The organism is Streptococcus suis, assembly GCF_024509555.1.
GTDB classification, from domain to species: Bacteria; Bacillota; Bacilli; order Lactobacillales; family Streptococcaceae; genus Streptococcus; species Streptococcus suis_AD.
On the sequence record NZ_JAMWEL010000001.1, the window covers coordinates 117874 to 135666 of the forward strand.

A 17793-nucleotide genomic window follows, 5' to 3' on the forward strand; every position below is an offset into this window, starting at 1 on the left:
GATATATGGCAACGAAAGAAAAATGGGTTGAATTATTTGAGAAGGTAGTTGGTCGTAAGCCAACTGCTGAGGAATTCATCAAAGCTAAAGAAGTTGATTTTGATAGTAAACAAATCAAGACGATTGCAGGTTTGCCAATCGAGGAGAGCCAAGAGCTTGTCCAAGAAACAGTGGAGCAAGTAAAAGAGGCAGTAATTCCTGCCCCTGTCGTTGTCGAAACTGTTGTTGAGCCAGCTCCCATACCTGTTAGTCAAGTGCAGACGCAACCAACTCCCCCTCAGTTTGCTCCTGCTAAACCTGTTAGTCGTAAGAAGAAAATTGCTTTTGGTTTAGGAACAGTAGTAGTTCTAGGACTAGCAGCTGGCTACTACTATATGAACAAGACAACAGGTATGGATGTTGCGATTGAAGAGTTCTCAACGGCAGCCAAGAGCAATGACTATGATAGGATTGCTAGTTTGTTGTCTACCAAAGATGCTAAGTGGTCAAAAACAGAAGCAAAAGACTTTATAACCTATCTCAACGATGAGGGCGTCAACATCGAAACAGAGTTGAAAGCTATTGAAGCATCTGGTGGTAAAAATACCTACAATGATCAAAATGGAAACAAATTACTCGGTCTACAAGAAACCAGCCGTAAACTTGCCATTTTCCCAGAATACCAAGTAGTGAGCTATCCACTTGAAATCACTGTGAATAGTAATCTGACAGATTTGGTGATTAATGAAACAAAAATCGAGGCAAACAAAGAAACCTCTTTAGGTGAGTTTCGTTTTGCCAACCAAACTCTGAAGGCCAAGGGGACAACTAAGTTAGGTGCATTTGAAACAGAATTGCAACCGAGCTTGCAGCAAGCCTCAGAAAATAAGTTAGCATTGAATTTATCAACGGTTAAGAAACAGTTGAATTTGGCTTTACCGTCTGAAGTGGCGAGTGCAACAGACATCAAAGTATCAGCTAATGGTAAGGAGATTGCAACAGGCTTGCAGTCTTCAGTAGAGGTGTTGGAAAACCAAAAACTTGAAGTGGTTGTAGACTTTAAGTACGAGGGTGGGACTTATAAGACTGAAGCGACAACTGTCTTAGTTGATCCAGCTTCTGATGAGCTGGCGACAGACTTGACTATTTCTTCGGATACTAGCAAGAAAATAGCTGAGGCTAAAAAGGCTAAAGAGGATAAGGAAGCTCAGGCCAAAGCTGAACAAGAACTCAAGTCAGATATTCAAGCTTTCATGACGGAATACATTGAGTCTATGCGTTATTCAATCACTAACAGAACAGTTCGATTTGAAAAGTATTTTGATACTTCGAGTCAAGTCTATCATACTTATGTTGACTATATTGAGAAGGGTGGTGTTGCGAGCGCAAATATTGATTATCAAACTACAATTGATTACACTGTTACTGACGTTACAAAGGATGGTGAGAACTATCTTGTGACGGTTCACAATCAATTTAGAGAAGTATACCTGAACGGAAAATCATCTACTCGAACCAAGAATCAAGTCTTCAATTTAAAACCGAATGGTGATTCCTTCTTAATTTATGGAGTGAGTGAAACATGATGAATTTACCTAAACATTTAAAATCAGTTGGAATTTTCTTGATAGCTAGTTTATTATTGGTGGCGTGTGGTAAGTCTGAGAGCCAAACAGCTACTTCTAAGACCAGCCAATCTAGTCAATCTAGTCAATCTAGTCAATCTAGTCAAGTCGATACCACCAGTGTTAGTACTACAACATCTGCTAGTACCGAGTTGGCTAGCAGTAGTGAAAGTTTGGTCTCTAGCAGTCTAGAAAATTCTTCAACTGAGCAGAGTACGGAAGTAAAGACTGCTACAAGTGCTAGCTATAATGGTTATTACTATAGTGTTCAAGGGAAATATGGCGAGATTATTATTGCTAATAAGAAACATCCCCTATCTGCCTCATATGCCCCAGGTGAAGATCCACAAGCTTTGGCTGCTTTTCAACAATTATTAGCTAATATGCAGGCACAGGGATTTGCCCTGTCCAGCAATTATAGTGGTTTTCGATCCTATGAAACCCAGGCAGGTTTGTACCAAAATTATGTAAACCGAGATGGTCAAGCTGCGGCAGACCGATACTCTGCTCGACCTGGCTATAGTGAGCATCAAACAGGATTAGCTTTTGATATTATGGATGCGAGTGGAAATCTCCTTCAAGAACCGGCAGCATCCCAGTGGTTGGCTTCAAACGCTCATCACTATGGCTTTATCGTACGCTATTTACCAGGTAAAGAGTATAGTACCGGATATATGGCAGAATCCTGGCATGTCCGCTATATTGGCCAAGAAGCGACAGATATCTATAATTCTGGTTTAACACTAGAGGAATACTTCGGTGTACCTGGTGGTGGATATGAATAAACTAAAAGTTGGGTTGGTGACAACTCAACTTTTTAAATCAAAAAAATTGTCCGTATAACTAACTCGTGATATAATGGACTATCAAATTTTTGGAGGTATCCCATGCTTAAAGCAATGGAAATTTATTTGGTTACCAACGGTAACGGTCAAGAAGCGATTGAATTCTACAAAAATGCACTTGGTGCAGAGGTAGAGCAAGTAAACTTGTATAAGGATTTTGTGCCAGACTGCCCTGCAGAATTGGAAAACCATGTCATGAATGCTCAGTTCCGTTTGCCGAATGGTCAGCGTTTCATGCTTTCTGATAATAACCCAGAAATGTCTTATTCAGTAGGTGACAACATTACAGTTGCCTTGATTACAGATGATACTGAAACAGCACAAGATTTGTTTGCTAAATTATCTGAAGGTGCGATGCAGATTACGATTGACTTGCAGGCTGTTCCATGGTCTCCTGCTTATGGTTCACTGCAGGACAAATTTGGAATCCACTGGCAAGTCAATGCTGAAGTAGCTGATTTTGGTCAGGAATACTACGCTGAACAAAATAATTAATCATTTTTGAGCCTATATATACATTAGATTTACAGTTATTAAGTTTATATAATCGTATTTATCATTTATTTTCAAACCAGACCTGTTTTAAAAATATTTTAGATGTCGGCCAAAGATGGTTTGGATAAGGTAAAGATATTTGTGAATTGAGGTTTTAAACTTTTATAAAAACTTGTGAGGAGAAGAAATGCGATTAACAACAGGAATAATGTTTAATGGTCAGACAGAAGCGGCATTTTCTTTGTATAAAGAGGTGTTCCAGACGGAATTTGTCAGCCCAATCGTACGTATGAAAGCCATGATGCCTGAATTAGATGGAACTCCAGAAGGAGAGAGAGTTCTCTATGTTGCAATCAATATCGGTGACCATCAATTAAAAGGAAATGACTCTCCAGATGTTCCAAAGGACTTACGTCAACACCCACAAGCATATTCTTTGTTTGTAGAGGTTGATTCAGAAGCTGAAGGTCAACGCATTTTTAATGCCTTATCTGAAAAAGGTCAAGTTGTTTATCCATTAGAAGTACAGCCTTGGGGAGATTACTATGGACATTTGGTAGACCAATTTGGCATCAAATGGGATATAAAAATTAACTAGAATACTTTGGATTGCGTTTGAGCTTTCAATGATTCTAAGAAAAATTTAATGCTTTCGCTTAAAAATAAACCAGATTTCACATTCGAAATCTGGTTTATTTTTATAGTTTTTTCCAGTAGGCCTTATAAATAAAGAGCTGAAGGCAGGCTGAAAAGACGATGAGCAAGCCTGTTAGTCCAAAACTGACTGTAAGTCCACCAAACATAGAGGCGGTTATTGAACTGATTATGATTAAAATAGTTCCAAGAAACATGGTTAATAGGATGGACCCGGCAATCAGCCATTGACCCGCTCCGCGACCGAAAAGCTGGTTGGAATTCTGCCAGTTGAGCATGAGTAGGCGTTGGTCCCGCCAGTAGTATATTTGTCCAGTTAGTAGGGCAGAAACAAGTATACCTAGACCAAAGAAGAGGGCTAAAATCATGTTTACTTTCATGACAAATAGGGCTAACATGAGATAGAGCAAAGTCGGAACCAGGAATTGAACCGCAGCAATCACCCAAAACTTCTGAATCGTAAACTGTTTGAAGTTAATGGGCAAAGTTCGGATAAAGTGGTAATTTTCCTTTTCCAAGGACATGGCTGTTCCGATAAAGGTCGTTGACCCTGCAAACAGACTGCCTAGCAAGAAGCCAGCCAATAAAGCAATTCCAAAAAATTCCCAGGAAAGAGAACTTAGTCCGTCACCTTCAGTAAATTTAGAAATTGAAGGGAGCATGGCAACTCCTAGCACCAAGGACTGTAAGAAGGTCTGTACCATCAGGTTGCTATCGTTGAGGGTAGATAAATGGTGTTTGATAAGGGCTTGATTTAAATTCTGAGGTAATTTCCTTGGTTTGCCGACCTTGCGTTTTGATGAAGCAGTATCAATCGCCAAAACCTGTTGGAAATAATTCGGAATAACAGTTTTAAAGGCAAAGTGGACCAATCCCAACATGAAGAAAATAGGTAGGATGAGATGGATAACTGTTTCAATCGAGAATGGTTGGCTGATGATGTAGTGGAAACCGACAAAAAGTGGTACTTCTGGAAATTGTACAAATCCATCTGTCTGGAATGAAGCGGTTTGCTGGGATTGGAGAAACAACATCGCTCCCATTGAAACCAGAGATGAGCCTGTCAGAAGAATGGTCGAAATGGTTGTCTTATGTGGGCTCTTGGTCAAGATTTCTCCGATAAAATGCATAAAAATCATATTGAGAAGATTGACTAGGAACCATAGGAGAGTAAAACTTGGCAAGGCAAAAAGTGCAAAGGCTGGTCCACCTATCTGCCAATAGGTGATGATAAGAAGAGAAAGGCAGGGGATGAGGAAGGGCAAGACCGTAGCTTGAGCCGATAAGAATTTGGCGATGAAGACCTCACTCGCTTTTAAGGGAAGAGGTAGATAGAGTTTGGTGTCCTTGCTATCGTAGAAGACAGAAAAGAATCCAGTAAATCCATAGACAGTTGCCAAGATGGTAAAAAGAGCTAGTTGTAGGGAGAAGAAACCTGTGGACCGTTTGTAATCAAACCCCAGAAAGAAAGCAGAATAGAGGATGGCCGTCAACAGAATGATGAAGACCTGCTGGATAAGGATGCTCCGATAGGCTGAAAATCGCCCATCTTTATTCTTATTTTGTTTTTTCTTGACGGAAGCTAGCAGTTGCGGGTTGGAGTAGAGGATATTGATTTTGACCAATTCCCAAATCAGAGATTTGTTCATTCGACCTCACCTGCCTCTCTTTGTTGGCGACCTGCTAATTCTAGGTAGATGGTTTCCAAGTCCTTGTCAGGATATTGGGATTTTAATTCTTCCAGACTACCTACGAAGATAAGTCGTCCCTTTCTCAGAATGCCAATACGGTCGCAGAGTTGTTCTGCAACAGACAAAACGTGGGTCGAAAAGAGAACGGTGTTACCACCTTTGGCATGGTCCTTCATCATCTGCTTAAGGTCAAATGAGGCCTGGGGATCCAGTCCAGTCAAGGGTTCATCCAAAATCCAAATATCTGGGTTGGGAATGAGGGCGCCGATGATAATGGTTTTCTGTCGCATACCGTGGGAGAAGCTATCAATGGGCTCATGCTGACGGGCGGTCATATCAAAGAGAGTTGCTAGTTTGTTAATAGCTTGGTTAACTGTGTCTTTGTCAACCCCGTAAACCTTGCCCATAAAGTGCCAATATTCAAAAGCAGTCAAGTGAAGGAAAATATCAGGCGAGTCTGGTACGTAGGCAATCCGTTTTTTGACCTCATCTCGATTTTCTTCCAGATTAAGTCCGTCGACGGAGATGGTTCCATGACTGGCTTGAATAATAGAAGTGAGCAAGCTGATTGTCGTTGTCTTACCAGCACCGTTATGGCCAATCAAGCCGAAAATTTCACCACTTTTGATGGTCAAATCCAAATTATCAAGGGCCAAGGTATCGCCATAGGCTTTACTAACGTGGTTAAATTGAATCATAAGAACCTCCTAGATAAATATAATAAGTTACAATTATTATACTACTACCTTAGTACAAAAGCAATAGTTTTTTAGAAAAAATGTTTAGTATTTCACAAAGGTTTTTCCTATTTTGGTGCTTGTAATTAGCACTGGTGAGATGGTTTCAATCTACATAATAATCAGAGAAAGTCGCTTGTACTCATATACCCACCAATTATACCTATCAAATCAACAAAGTGAATGGTAAATGGTTGTAGTGTACAAGTTGCAAATCCAGTTTATTATGTTATAATGAATGAATTCAAAAGGAGATATTTATGGAAAAATTTTGTCAATCTTGTGCTATGCCCCTCAATCTACATGGCCAGGATGTGAGAGGTACCGAGGCAGATGGAAGTCTTTCAACTAGTTATTGTTCTTATTGTTATGTCAATGGAGCATTTTTGGAGCCTGACATCAGTTTTGAACAGATGATCGCTAAAGGAAAAAATGCGATTTCAAACGGTCAAGGAAATCGTTTTGTAAAATTCTTGATGAAAGCCTCTTACCCATTTATGCTGAAAAAAGCCAAACGTTGGCAAGTTCAAAAATAAAGGGATGTAGATGAGTTGGGACAGTCTTTCCAGCTCATTTTTTTGTTATAATTATACTTATGAACGATTTAATCAAGCACAAGTTGGAGTTGCTGCCGGACAGTCCGGGTTGTTACCTCCACAAAAATAAGTACGGAAAGATTATCTATGTGGGCAAGGCCAAAAACCTGCGAAATCGGGTGCGGTCTTATTTTCGTGGTGCCCATGATACCAAGACAGAGGCTCTAGTAGCTGAAATTGCCGATTTTGAATTTATTGTAACGGATTCCAATATCGAGGCTCTCTTGTTAGAAATCAATCTGATTCAGGAAAACAAGCCTCGCTATAATATCATGCTCAAGGACGACAAGTCCTATCCCTTCATCAAGATTACTAAGGAACGCCATCCGCGTCTAATCATTACACGGCAGATTAAGAAGGATGGTGGTCAGTATTTTGGTCCCTATCCCGATGTGGGTGCGGCCAACCAGACCCTCAAACTATTGGAGCGCCTCTATCCTTTCCGCAAGTGTAAATTGCCTGAGAACAAGTACTGTCTTTATTATCATTTGGGGCAATGTCTGGCACATGGGGAAAACCTGCCCAGCCTGTCTGACTATGACAAGATGGCCAAGGAAGTCGCCCAGTTCTTGACAGGTCATGATGATAAGATTGTCAAGGAAGTGCAGGACAAGATGAAGGCGGCTGCTGGCAATTTGGAATTTGAAAAGGCTGCGGAATATCGTGATGTCCTGCAATCCATTTCTACCCTGCGAACCAAGCAACGAGTGATGGCTCATGACTTGCAAAACCGAGATGTCTTTGGCTACTATGTGGACAAGGGCTGGATGTGTGTGCAGGTTTTCTTTGTTCGGCAGGGGAAACTGATTGAGCGGAATGTCAATCTTTTTCCATACTATAATGATGCGGACGAAGACTTTTTGACCTACATCGGTCAGTTTTACAGGGACCAGCAACATTTGATTCCCTCAGAGGTCTTGATACCGCAGGATATTGACCAAGAAGCTGTAGAAGCTCTGGTTGATACCAAGGTCCTTAAGCCCCAGCGTGGCGAGAAGAAGCAGCTTATCAATCTGGCGACCAAGAATGCGCGTGTCAGTCTGGAGCAGAAGTTTAATCTTTTGGAGAAAAATCTGGAGAAGACCTACGGTGCAGTGGAGAATATCGGTCAGCTTTTGGGGATTCCGACGCCTGTGCGGATTGAGGCTTTCGATAACTCCAACATCATGGGGACCAGTCCTGTGTCGGCTATGGTTGTCTTTGAAAATGGGGTGCCTAATAAAAAAGAATACCGCAAGTATAAGATTAAGACGGTGGAGGGACCGGATGACTATGCTTCCATGCGAGAAGTTTTGCAGCGGCGGTACAGTCGGGTACTGCGGGACGGTTTGACACCGCCTGATTTGATTATTATTGACGGTGGTCAGGGGCAGGTCAATGTCGCCAAGCAGGTTATCGAGCAGGAGTTGGGTATGTCCATTCCCATTGCAGGTTTGCAGAAGAATGACAAGCACCAGACTCACGAATTGCTCTTTGGCAATCCGCTGGAAGTGGTGGAATTGCCCCGTAATTCTCAGGAATTTTTCCTTCTGCATCGGATTCAAGATGAAGTGCACCGCTTTGCCATTGAGTTTCATCGTCAGGTACGCTCAAAAAATTCCTTCTCATCAAAATTGGACGGCATAGAAGGCTTGGGACCAAAACGCAAGCAGGCTTTGATGAAGCATTTCAAGTCTATTGGCAATATCCAGTCAGCCAGTTTGCAGGAAATCGCAGAAGCAGGAGTGCCTTACAAGGTGGCGGAGAAGGTCAAGGAATGTTTGGCTCCAAAAGGTGACAATTGAAAAAGAGGCTAAATTGTGGTAAAATAAACTGATTTTAACTGAAATAAGGAGAAAGCTATGGCTTTTGGTGAAGTAAAACATAAAAAAACACTTTTTGAGAAAGTAACGATTATCATCGTTATTGTAATGGTTCTAGTAACCTTGGCTGGTTTGATTTTGCCAGCAATCAATGCATTGATGAATTAAGCGCTTCTAAGCGTTTTTTTCTAGGAAAGAATAGGTAAATTATGAGTATGTTTTTAGATACAGCCAAGATTACAGTCAAGGCTGGAAAGGGTGGCGATGGTATGGTAGCCTTTCGCCGTGAAAAATATGTCCCAAACGGCGGTCCGTGGGGCGGTGACGGTGGAAGAGGCGGCAATGTGGTCTTTGTCGTGGATGAAGGTTTGCGCACCTTGATGGACTTCCGTTACAACCGTCGTTTTAAGGCTGACGATGGTGAAAAAGGGATGACCAAGGGCATGCATGGCCGTGGAGCTGAAGATATGTTGGTTCGTGTTCCACAAGGAACAACTGTCCGTGATGCAGAAACAGGAAAAGTCATTACTGACTTGGTGGAGCATGGCCAAGAATTTATTATCGCCCATGGCGGACGTGGTGGTCGTGGAAATATTCGTTTTGCGACACCTAAAAATCCAGCACCTGAGATTTCTGAAAATGGAGAACCAGGTGAAGAGCGCCAACTGGAATTGGAATTGAAAGTCTTGGCTGATGTAGGACTTGTTGGTTTTCCTTCTGTAGGTAAATCAACCCTCCTCAGCGTGATTACGGCAGCCAAACCAAAAATCGGTGCCTACCACTTTACAACTATTGTTCCAAACTTGGGAATGGTTCGGACTAAATCTGGAGAATCTTTTGCAGTTGCAGACTTGCCAGGTTTGATTGAAGGAGCTAGCCAAGGTGTTGGACTTGGAACTCAATTCCTTCGTCACATCGAGCGGACACGAGTTATCTTGCATGTTTTGGACATGTCAGCAAGTGAGGGGCGTGATCCTTATGAAGATTATGTAGCTATTAACAATGAATTGGAAACCTACAATCTTCGACTCATGGAACGTCCACAGATTGTTGTCGCCAATAAGATGGACATGCCAGAATCAGAGGAAAATCTGAAAGAGTTTAAGAAAAAATTGGCCGCAAATTATGATGAATTTGACGAGCTACCACAGATTTTCCCAATTTCAGGGATTGCCCACCAAGGTTTGGAAAATCTGTTGGAAGCGACTGCAGACTTGCTAGAGAATACGTCAGAATTCTTGCTCTATGATGAATCTGAATTCCAAGAAGAAGAGGCCTACTACGGCTTTAACCCAGATGAGCCAGAATTTGACATCAGTCGTGCAGATGATGCTAGCTGGATCCTGTCTGGCGATAAGTTAGAAAAACTCTTCACCATGACCAACTTTGACCGTGATGAATCTGTCATGAAATTCGCCCGACAATTGCGTGGCATGGGTGTCGATGAAGCTCTTCGTGCGCGTGGTGCCAAAGATGGAGACACCGTTCGCATCGGCAAGTTTGAATTCGAGTTTGTGGACTAACGTTGGAACTACCTCTAAGTCCTAAAGGACTTGATGTAGTACGGTAGCCGCTATGGCGGTCTACCTACCAACCTTACTAATTTCGTTCAGGCAGTAATATCGACTGCCTGAACTCCATGTCGTAACTTGTCCAATGGACAGAATTTTCAGCTCGAGCCTAAAAATTCGAGAGTGAGGAAGTCTGTGGGAGTGAAAAAGTCCAGTGGACTTTTTCAGCTGGTCACTTAGAAATAAGAAAGTGACCATTGAAGCCCGAGCTAAGAAATTCGAGAGCGAGGTAAGCAGTTTGACTGCAAGTTAACTTGCTAGTCAAACTACGCCAAGTCCTAGGGGATCTTGGCTAGCTACCTTACTAACTTCACCCAAATGGTAGTATCGACCATTTGGGTTCCGTTTCGTAACTTCGGAATCACATCTAAGTTCTAAAGGACTTGATGTAGTACGGTAGCCACTACACTATGGCGGACTACCTACCAACCTTACTAATTCCGTTAAGGAAGTAGTATCGCCTAGATGAATGAAGTGAAGTAGTTTGTGTACGGACTAGAACGGTAGCTCTTTTATAACTAGGATTAGTAATTCATATAATTTGGAGGTTTGTATGGGCGATAAACCGATATCCTTCAAGGATAAGGATGGAAATTTTGTTTCAGCAGCGGATGTATGGAATGCTGAGAAATTAGAAGAACTTTTTAATACGCTCAATCCCAATCGAAAATTACGGTTGGAGAGAGAACGTTTGGCGAAAGAGAAAGTAAAAGACTAAAGATAGAATCTGCTGGTGCATGTGTGTGGCCTGCAGATTTTATTTTTTGATCAGATATTGACTAAATTTTGTTATACTAGACATAGAATATTTTAGAAAGTAGGGTGGCCAGATGAAATTAGTCTATACAGATATACGTAATCCACTAACACAGTATTTGACAGAACAGGCAGCAACATTTGCCAAGCAGGGCAAACGTGTTTTTTATATCGCTCCGAACTCCCTGTCCTTTGAAATGGAACGTAAAGTCTTGGAATACCTACCTGAACAGGCAACTTTTGATATTATCGTGACTCGATTTGGGCAATTAGCCCGCTATCTGATGATTGATAAGATTGATAATGGACAACCGCTGGATGATGTTGGTCTTGCCATGATTTTCTTTCGTGTTCTATCGCAATTTGAAGACGGCGACTTGAAAGTCTATGGTCGTTTGCAGACAGATTTTGGTTTCATTAACCAGCTGGTTGCTTTATACAAAGAATTGCAACGGGCAAATATGTCTATTTTGGACTTGGAAGCCATGGAGTCACCAGATAAACAGGCTGATTTGGTAAAGATTTTTCTGGCTGTAACAGACATTTTGTCCAAAGAAGGCTTTGAGCATCAGTCTAAGTTAGCACAGCTGACTAGCTTGGTGGATACTGGTCAGTTGGATGAGCAGTTGAAGAACATTGTACTGGTGGTAGACGGATTTTCTCGTTTTTCGGCAGAAGAAGAAGCTTTAGTAAGTGCTTTAAATGAACGGGTGTCGGAAATCCTGATTGGTGTATATGCCAGCAAGAAAGCTGTGCAAGCCACCTATGCGGAAGGCAATGTCTATCAAGCCAACGTTGACTTTTTACGTCAGTTATCAGCGCAGTTCCAGACTAAGTCTACTTATATTGGTCAAGAGCCAGTCTTGGACAGTCTTGGTAAATTTTCAAAGAATGTGGAAGCCTATTATGACTACAGCGGGACCATGATAGACTTGACTCCAGCAGACCAAGAAAAAATCCAACTCTGGGAGGTTGTTAACCAAAAAGAAGAGGTGGAGCAGGTCGCGACTGCAATTCGTCAGCATGTGCATCAAGGGTCTCGCTATAAAGACATCTTGTTGCTCTTGGGGGATGTGGATAGCTACAAGTTGCAGATTGGCAAGATTTTTGACAAGTATGACATTCCTTACTATTTTGGCAAGGCAGAGGAGATGAGTCATCATCCCTTGGTCCATTTTGTGGAGTCCTTGGAACGCTTGCGTCGCTATCGTTTTCGTGCGGAAGACCTGCTCAATCTCCTCAAATCTGGTTTGTACGCCAGCATTTCCCAAAAGGAGCTGGACCTATTTGAGTCTTACATCCTATTTGCGGATATGAAGGGGCAGGCTACTTTTTCGAGGGCTTTTGTGGCCAATAGCAGAGCTGACTATGACGCTGAAGCCATCAAGGAGAAAAGGCTTGTCTATGATTTAAATGTCTTGGAAACTCTACGTGCTAAGATTATGGAGCCTTTGAACCAGCTGTTTAAGGCTGGACCACAATCTGGGGCTGCCTTGCTTGAGAAATTTGTGGCATTTTTGGAGGCAATTGAACTTCCTAAAAATATGGAAAAAATGTCTCGAAATTTGAGCGAAGTAGAGCAAGAAAAAGAAGAGCAGGTCTGGAAAAGTTTTACCCATATTCTTGAGAATTTTCATCAGATTTTCGGAAAAGAAAAATTGAAACTGGATGATTTTCTGGCTATTTTACAGGCTGGAATGCAGGCCAGCCACTATCGTACCGTTCCTGCAACGGTTGATGTGGTCAATGTCAAATCCTATGATTTGATCGAGCCGCACACTACAAAGTATGTTTATGCTATCGGAATGGGCCAGTCCAATTTTCCAAAAGTTGCTAAGAATACCAGTCTATTGACAGAAGAAGAGATGGAAAAAGTCAATCTTGTTTCGGCTAGTTCTTCACGTTTTGATTTGGTCAGCCGAGAGAATATTAAGAAGAACCATGCTGCCATGATGTCTCTGCTTAATGCTGCGACGGAACAGTTAGTTATTTCCACACCTCAGATTTATAACGAAGGTGAAGATAGTCTCTCACCTTATATCAAGATTCTCCAAAAAATGGGGTTGAAATCCGAAGAACGTGGACGGATTAAAACACTTAGTCCGCAAGATATCGGTCACTACAAGAGTCTCTTATCCCGTTTGATTGAGTCGGAAAGACCAAGCCTTGAAACAGAGGAGTGGGAAGGGCAGAGGGCCTTCTGGATAGTCTTGGTTCGCCATTTGAAGAAGAAATTGGAGTCGCAAGGCATTGAAATTCCGACCATTACTGGCGAAATTACTTCTAAACAGCTTTCAGATGAAACTTTGGCTGCTTTATATCCAGAGGATAAGCCGCTCAATCTTTCTGCATCCAGCTTGACCAATTTCTACAATAACCAATATCTTTACTTTGTCCGCAATGTTCTTCGCTTGCGGGAACAGGAATCCATCCATCCGACTGCCTTTCAGCATGGTTTATTCTTGCATCGGATTTTTGAACGAGTGGTCATGGACCAATCTGAGCTAGATTTTGATCAAAAAGTGGACAAGGCCATCCTGCGTACGCGTGACGAGGCAGAATTTGCTATGTTTTATAACCAGGATGCGGATGCTCGTTATACGGAGGAGGTGCTGGATAAGATTGCTCGTTCCAGTGCGACTATTTTGCGGGATAATGATTTGGTTGAAATTGATGGTCAGGAAAAGAGTTTCCGTCAGGATAAGGCGCTGGTTTTTGACCTTCAAAATGGCAAGAGTGTGCATGTCAATGGTACTATTGACCGCTTGGATACCTTGCAAATCAATCAGGCTGTCGGTGTTGTGGATTACAAGTCCAGTGACCAATCTTTTTCAGTTGGGGATTTTTACAATGGTCTCAAACCTCAGTTGGTGACCTACCTGGCAGCCTTACAAGAGCTGGATGAAACCAAGGATAAACCTGTTTTTGGAGCTATGTATTTGCATTTGCAGGATCCGATTATCAAATTAAAAGACACGAAGAATTTAGAACAGCTAGAAGGAGCTGCCAATACTAGCTTGGTTTACAAGGGGCTTTTCTTGAAGGAGGAAAGTCTGGGGCTCAATCATTTTTATCAGACTCGTAACCAACTTTACACGGAAGATGAGTTTGCAGTTTTATTGAACCACAACCAAGAACTCTACAAACAAGCTGCTAAGGACATCCTGGCTGGTCGCTTTGCTATTAATCCTTATACCAAAGATGGGCGTTCGGTGGCAGGTGAGCAGCTGAAGGCAATCACTGGTTTTGAGGCGGATCGGCACATGGGCATGGCGCGGCGGTTGGTCAAAGAGGCCAAGCGTCAAGATTGGATGGAACGAATGAAAGGAGGTCGGGACTAATGGCTTTTGAACAATTTTTAAGCGCGGAAGAAATCAAGGCTGTGCAGCTGGCGGAAGCTAATTCTGATAAGCAACAAAAACGCACACCTGAGCAGATTGAAGCCATCTACACGCACGGTCAGAATGTTCTGGTCTCTGCATCGGCTGGGTCAGGAAAGACCTTTGTTATGGTTCAACGGATTTTGGATAAGTTGAAGCGTGGTGTCGGGATTGACCAGCTCTTTATCTCGACCTTTACAGTCAAGGCGGCTGGTGAGTTGAAGGAGCGGATTGAGAAAAATCTCAACGAAACCATTGCGGAGACGACCGATATGGACTTGCGTCGGCATTTGTCAGCCCAGTTGGCGGATTTGACCAAGGCGGATATTGGAACCATGGACTCCTTTACGCAGAAATTGGTCACAACCTACGGTTATAGCCTTGGCATTTCTCCACAGTTTCGGATTTTACAGGATGAGACAGAAAAAGCGAGTCTGAAAAAAGAGGTCTTCGATCAGCTCTTTGCAGATTATCTTGAAAAGGATGAAAATGGGGAATTTCGTAGATTGGTTCGCAATTTTTCGGGCAACCGCAAGGATAATAGTAGTTTCCGTCAGGTTGTTTATCAGGTGCATGATTTTAGTCAATCGACAAGCAGTCCAACTAAATGGCTGAAAGAGCAGGCCGTTCAAGCTGATTTGTACAGTCAAGAGCGTTTAGAGCAGATCTTAGAGCATGGCTTTAAGGAAAAAGTGTTAGACAAGCTCTATCAAGCTGCAGATTTCTTCCGCTACCATGTGGAATGGGGCAGAAATGACTTTGGATCTGCCAAGTATTTTGCAAATGTAGAAGAAGTTTTGGATTTGTTGACAGGTTTAGATAGTCTGGACCAGAAGGACTTGATGGAGCGGGTTGAAAGAATCCTTCTCATCAATGACCAGTCCAGAGGCAAGGGCCTGACCAATGCCAATCGACCAAAAGATGAGCATTTGATAACCTTTAAAGAAGAATACAATGCTGGCAAGAGCCAGCTTATCTCAGGACTACGCGATTTGGGTCAGGAAGTTTATGAATTGACCCTGCTGAAAGATTATCAGGATCAAGCTTTGCCAACGCTGATATTATTACGTGATTTTGTCTTGGATTTTTCGCAGGCTTATCTGGATGTAAAAATCAAGGAAGCGGCTTTTGAATTTGGCGATATTGGGCATTTTGCTATTCGTATTTTAGAAGAAAATGCGGACATCCGCCAGTTTTTCCAAGATAAATACCACGAAGTCATGGTGGACGAGTACCAGGATAACAACCATAGCCAAGAGCGAATGCTGGACTTGCTGTCTAACGGTCACAACCGCTTTATGGTGGGTGATATTAAGCAGTCCATCTATCGATTCCGTCAGGCGGATCCAATGATTTTCCAAGAGAAATTTGAACTGTATCAGGCAAATCCTCAGGCTGGGAAATTGATTTTGCTCAAGGAAAACTTCCGTAGTCAGATTGAGGTCTTGGAGGCAACAAATGCTATTTTCACGCGCTTGATGGACCGCCAAGTAGGAGAAATTAAGTATGATGACACCCACAGTCTAGTGGCTGGTAGTCCTGGTCAAAAAATTGCCCAGTCTAAGCATGAGATGGAATACTTGATTTACGATCAGCAGGAGAGCGCACATTCTTCAACGGATGCTGAGGAGGAAACACCTCTGACTGCTGGTGAAATTGAGGTCGTTGCAAAAGAGATTATTCGTCTTCACAATAAAGATGGAGCAGACTTCAAGGACATCACTCTCTTGGTGCAAAAACGGACGCACAATGATCTCATTATGTCCATTTTTGAAAAACATGGGATTCCAATTGTGGCAGATGGCGGAGCAGCCTCCTATCTGCAATCTTTAGAAGTTATGATTATGCTGGATACCTTGCGGGTTATCAATAATCCACTCAATGACTATGCCTTGGTTGCCCTGCTTAAATCACCTATGTTCCGATTCGATGAAGATGAACTGACACGGATTTCCTTGCAGACTGGGACAGGTTTCTTTTACCAAAAAATGGAATTATCTATTGCAAATGTTGGACAGCATTCAGAATTGATTCATGGCGACTTGAAGAAGAAAATCAAAGATTTCTTGTCTATCTTAGAAAACTGGCGTGCTTTTGCCAAACTGCATTCTATTTATGACCTAATTTGGAAGATCTTCAATGAAAAATTCTACTATGACTATGTAGGAGCTCTTCCAAATGGCAGCAAGCGTCAGGCCAATCTATACGCACTAGGTCTGCGTGCTAACCAGTTTGAAAAAACAGGTTACAAGGGCTTGTCTCGCTTCATCGCCATGCTTGACCGTGCCATAGCAAATGACAAGGACTTGGCAGATGTACAAGAGTTTCTACCCCAAAATGCTGTACAGCTTATGACGATTCACAAGTCAAAAGGTTTGGAGTTCAAGTATGTCTTCCTCATGAACATCGATAAGCGATTCAACTTGGAAGACCATTACCAGTCAGTCATTATCAGCCGGAAAAATGGTCTAGGTATCCAATATTTAGCGGATATGAAAGATAAGGTAAACAGCCCATTGCCTCAGGTGCGAGTCTTAATGAACACCCTCCCTTATCAAAATAATCTCCAAGAGCTAAAAATTGCCAATCTTTCGGAACAAATGCGGTTGCTTTATGTTGCACTAACGCGTGCTGAGAAGAAGCTGTATCTGGTTGGAAAGGGTAATGCTGACAAGTTAGCTGAAAAATACGATGGTAAGAAGGAAGATGGTGTACTTGCTCAATCAACTCGTGAAAGCATGGCGACCTTCCAAGACTGGATTCTAGCCATTGCCGAGGCCTTCTCAGGAGAAGACTTGCACTTCAAGAAAGTCTTTGTGACGGACGAGGATTTGACGGAGGAGAAGATTGGTAAACTGACATTGAAGAGTAAGCTAGAAAACGCCAGCCTTAAAGATATTCGTCAATCAGAAGACATCGCCCAAGTCTTGGACCAGTTGTCCTCTGTCCAAGAGTTGAACGAACGCTATAAGGCTGCTATAGAATTACCAAGTTTACGGACTCCAAGTCAGATCAAGAAACTCTATGAGCCTATTTTGGAACAAGAAGGCATGGAAGTTATGGAAAAATACCAGCCAAAACGGACCTTCAACTTGCCAGATTTCTCCAAGAAACCAAAAATCACTGGAGCCCAAGTCGGTTCAGCAGTCCATGAACTTATGCAACGCTTGGATCTGTCTTGGTTGGTGACAGAAGATACGGTAAGAGCAGCCCTAGAAGCTGTTCATGCTGAGCAAGCGATTAAAGATAAAATCAATGTTCAGATGATTTTGGATTTCTTTGATACAGATTTAGGAAGAGAAATTCTAGCCAAAACGGATAAACTTCATCGAGAAGCTCCATTTGCAAGTTTGCAGACAGATCCTGTATCACAGGAACAATTTGTCCTTCGTGGGATTATCGATGGCTACCTGCTATATGATGATCATATTGTCCTCTTTGATTACAAGACAGACAAATATGACCAACCAAGCCAACTCAGCCAACGTTACCAAGCTCAAATGCAACTCTATGCCGAGGCATTGAAAAAAGCCTACAAGATAGATCGTGTAGACTGCCATTTGATTTTGCTTGGTGGGGAAAGAATTGAAGTGGTCGAAGTCAACATATAGTCATTTAGTTTTTCTTTTATTACTTCGACGCAAGAGGAAACTCCGTTTCCT

General features: G+C 42.3%; 13 protein-coding genes. 11 read left to right on the forward strand and 2 right to left on the reverse strand.

Annotated elements, in window-relative coordinates:
• The first annotated feature begins 5 nt into the window (after positions 1-5).
• The 4 genes from NF418_RS00590 (at position 6) to NF418_RS00605 (ending at position 3542) form a co-directional block, all read left to right on the forward strand.
• A complete protein-coding gene (locus NF418_RS00590) occupies positions 6-1565 on the forward strand; it encodes a TcaA second domain-containing protein (RefSeq protein ID WP_256777971.1) in 1560 nt (519 codons plus the stop codon).
• Positions 1562-2389 carry an LD-carboxypeptidase LdcB/DacB gene (gene ldcB / locus NF418_RS00595; protein WP_373325937.1) on the forward strand — a complete coding sequence of 276 codons (828 nt, stop codon included), beginning with the start codon at positions 1562-1564 and terminating at the stop codon, positions 2387-2389. The genes NF418_RS00590 and ldcB overlap by 4 nt, the downstream gene beginning before the upstream one ends.
• 102 nt (positions 2390-2491) lie before the next feature.
• On the forward strand, positions 2492-2944 hold the full coding sequence (locus NF418_RS00600; protein WP_256777972.1) for a VOC family protein: 453 nt from the start codon (positions 2492-2494) through the stop codon (positions 2942-2944).
• Between the two features lie 187 nt (positions 2945-3131).
• A complete protein-coding gene (locus NF418_RS00605; protein ID WP_256777973.1) occupies positions 3132-3542 on the forward strand; it encodes a VOC family protein in 411 nt (136 codons plus the stop codon).
• Positions 3543-3642: 100 nt separating this feature from the next.
• Here the strand turns inward: NF418_RS00605 and NF418_RS00610 are convergent, their stop codons facing one another.
• Positions 3643-5247 (reverse strand): permease, encoded by a 1605-nt coding sequence (locus NF418_RS00610; RefSeq protein WP_256777974.1) that lies wholly within the window; start codon positions 5245-5247, stop codon positions 3643-3645.
• Positions 5244-5987, reverse strand: coding sequence for an ABC transporter ATP-binding protein (locus NF418_RS00615; RefSeq protein ID WP_256777975.1), 744 nt, complete (start codon positions 5985-5987; stop codon positions 5244-5246). The genes NF418_RS00610 and NF418_RS00615 overlap by 4 nt, the downstream gene beginning before the upstream one ends.
• A 299-nt stretch (positions 5988-6286) precedes the next feature.
• Between NF418_RS00615 and NF418_RS00620 the strand changes: the two genes are divergently transcribed.
• The 7 genes from NF418_RS00620 to addA all read left to right on the forward strand — a co-directional run bounded on the left by NF418_RS00620 (position 6287) and on the right by addA (position 17742).
• Positions 6287-6562, forward strand: coding sequence for a zinc ribbon domain-containing protein (locus tag NF418_RS00620; protein WP_256777976.1), 276 nt, complete (start codon positions 6287-6289; stop codon positions 6560-6562).
• A 59-nt stretch (positions 6563-6621) separates the two neighbouring features.
• Positions 6622-8406 carry an excinuclease ABC subunit UvrC gene (gene uvrC, locus NF418_RS00625; protein ID WP_256777977.1) on the forward strand — a complete coding sequence of 595 codons (1785 nt, stop codon included), beginning with the start codon at positions 6622-6624 and terminating at the stop codon, positions 8404-8406.
• 57 nt (positions 8407-8463) lie between these two features.
• Entirely contained in the window at positions 8464-8592 is a 129-nt protein-coding gene (locus NF418_RS00630) for a DUF4044 domain-containing protein (protein ID WP_172052924.1), read from the forward strand.
• A gap of 41 nt (positions 8593-8633) precedes the next feature.
• A complete protein-coding gene (obgE, locus tag NF418_RS00635) occupies positions 8634-9947 on the forward strand; it encodes a GTPase ObgE (RefSeq protein ID WP_256777978.1) in 1314 nt (437 codons plus the stop codon).
• 601 nt (positions 9948-10548) lie between these two features.
• Positions 10549-10713 carry a hypothetical protein gene (locus tag NF418_RS00640; protein ID WP_105109562.1) on the forward strand — a complete coding sequence of 55 codons (165 nt, stop codon included), beginning with the start codon at positions 10549-10551 and terminating at the stop codon, positions 10711-10713.
• 112 nt (positions 10714-10825) lie between these two features.
• Positions 10826-14092 carry an ATP-dependent nuclease subunit B gene (gene rexB, locus NF418_RS00645; protein ID WP_256777979.1) on the forward strand — a complete coding sequence of 1089 codons (3267 nt, stop codon included), beginning with the start codon at positions 10826-10828 and terminating at the stop codon, positions 14090-14092.
• Complete coding sequence (gene addA / locus NF418_RS00650; RefSeq protein WP_256777980.1) at positions 14092-17742, forward strand: helicase-exonuclease AddAB subunit AddA; 3651 nt, start codon at positions 14092-14094, stop codon at positions 17740-17742. The genes rexB and addA overlap by 1 nt, the downstream gene beginning before the upstream one ends.
• Positions 17743-17793 lie beyond the last annotated feature (51 nt).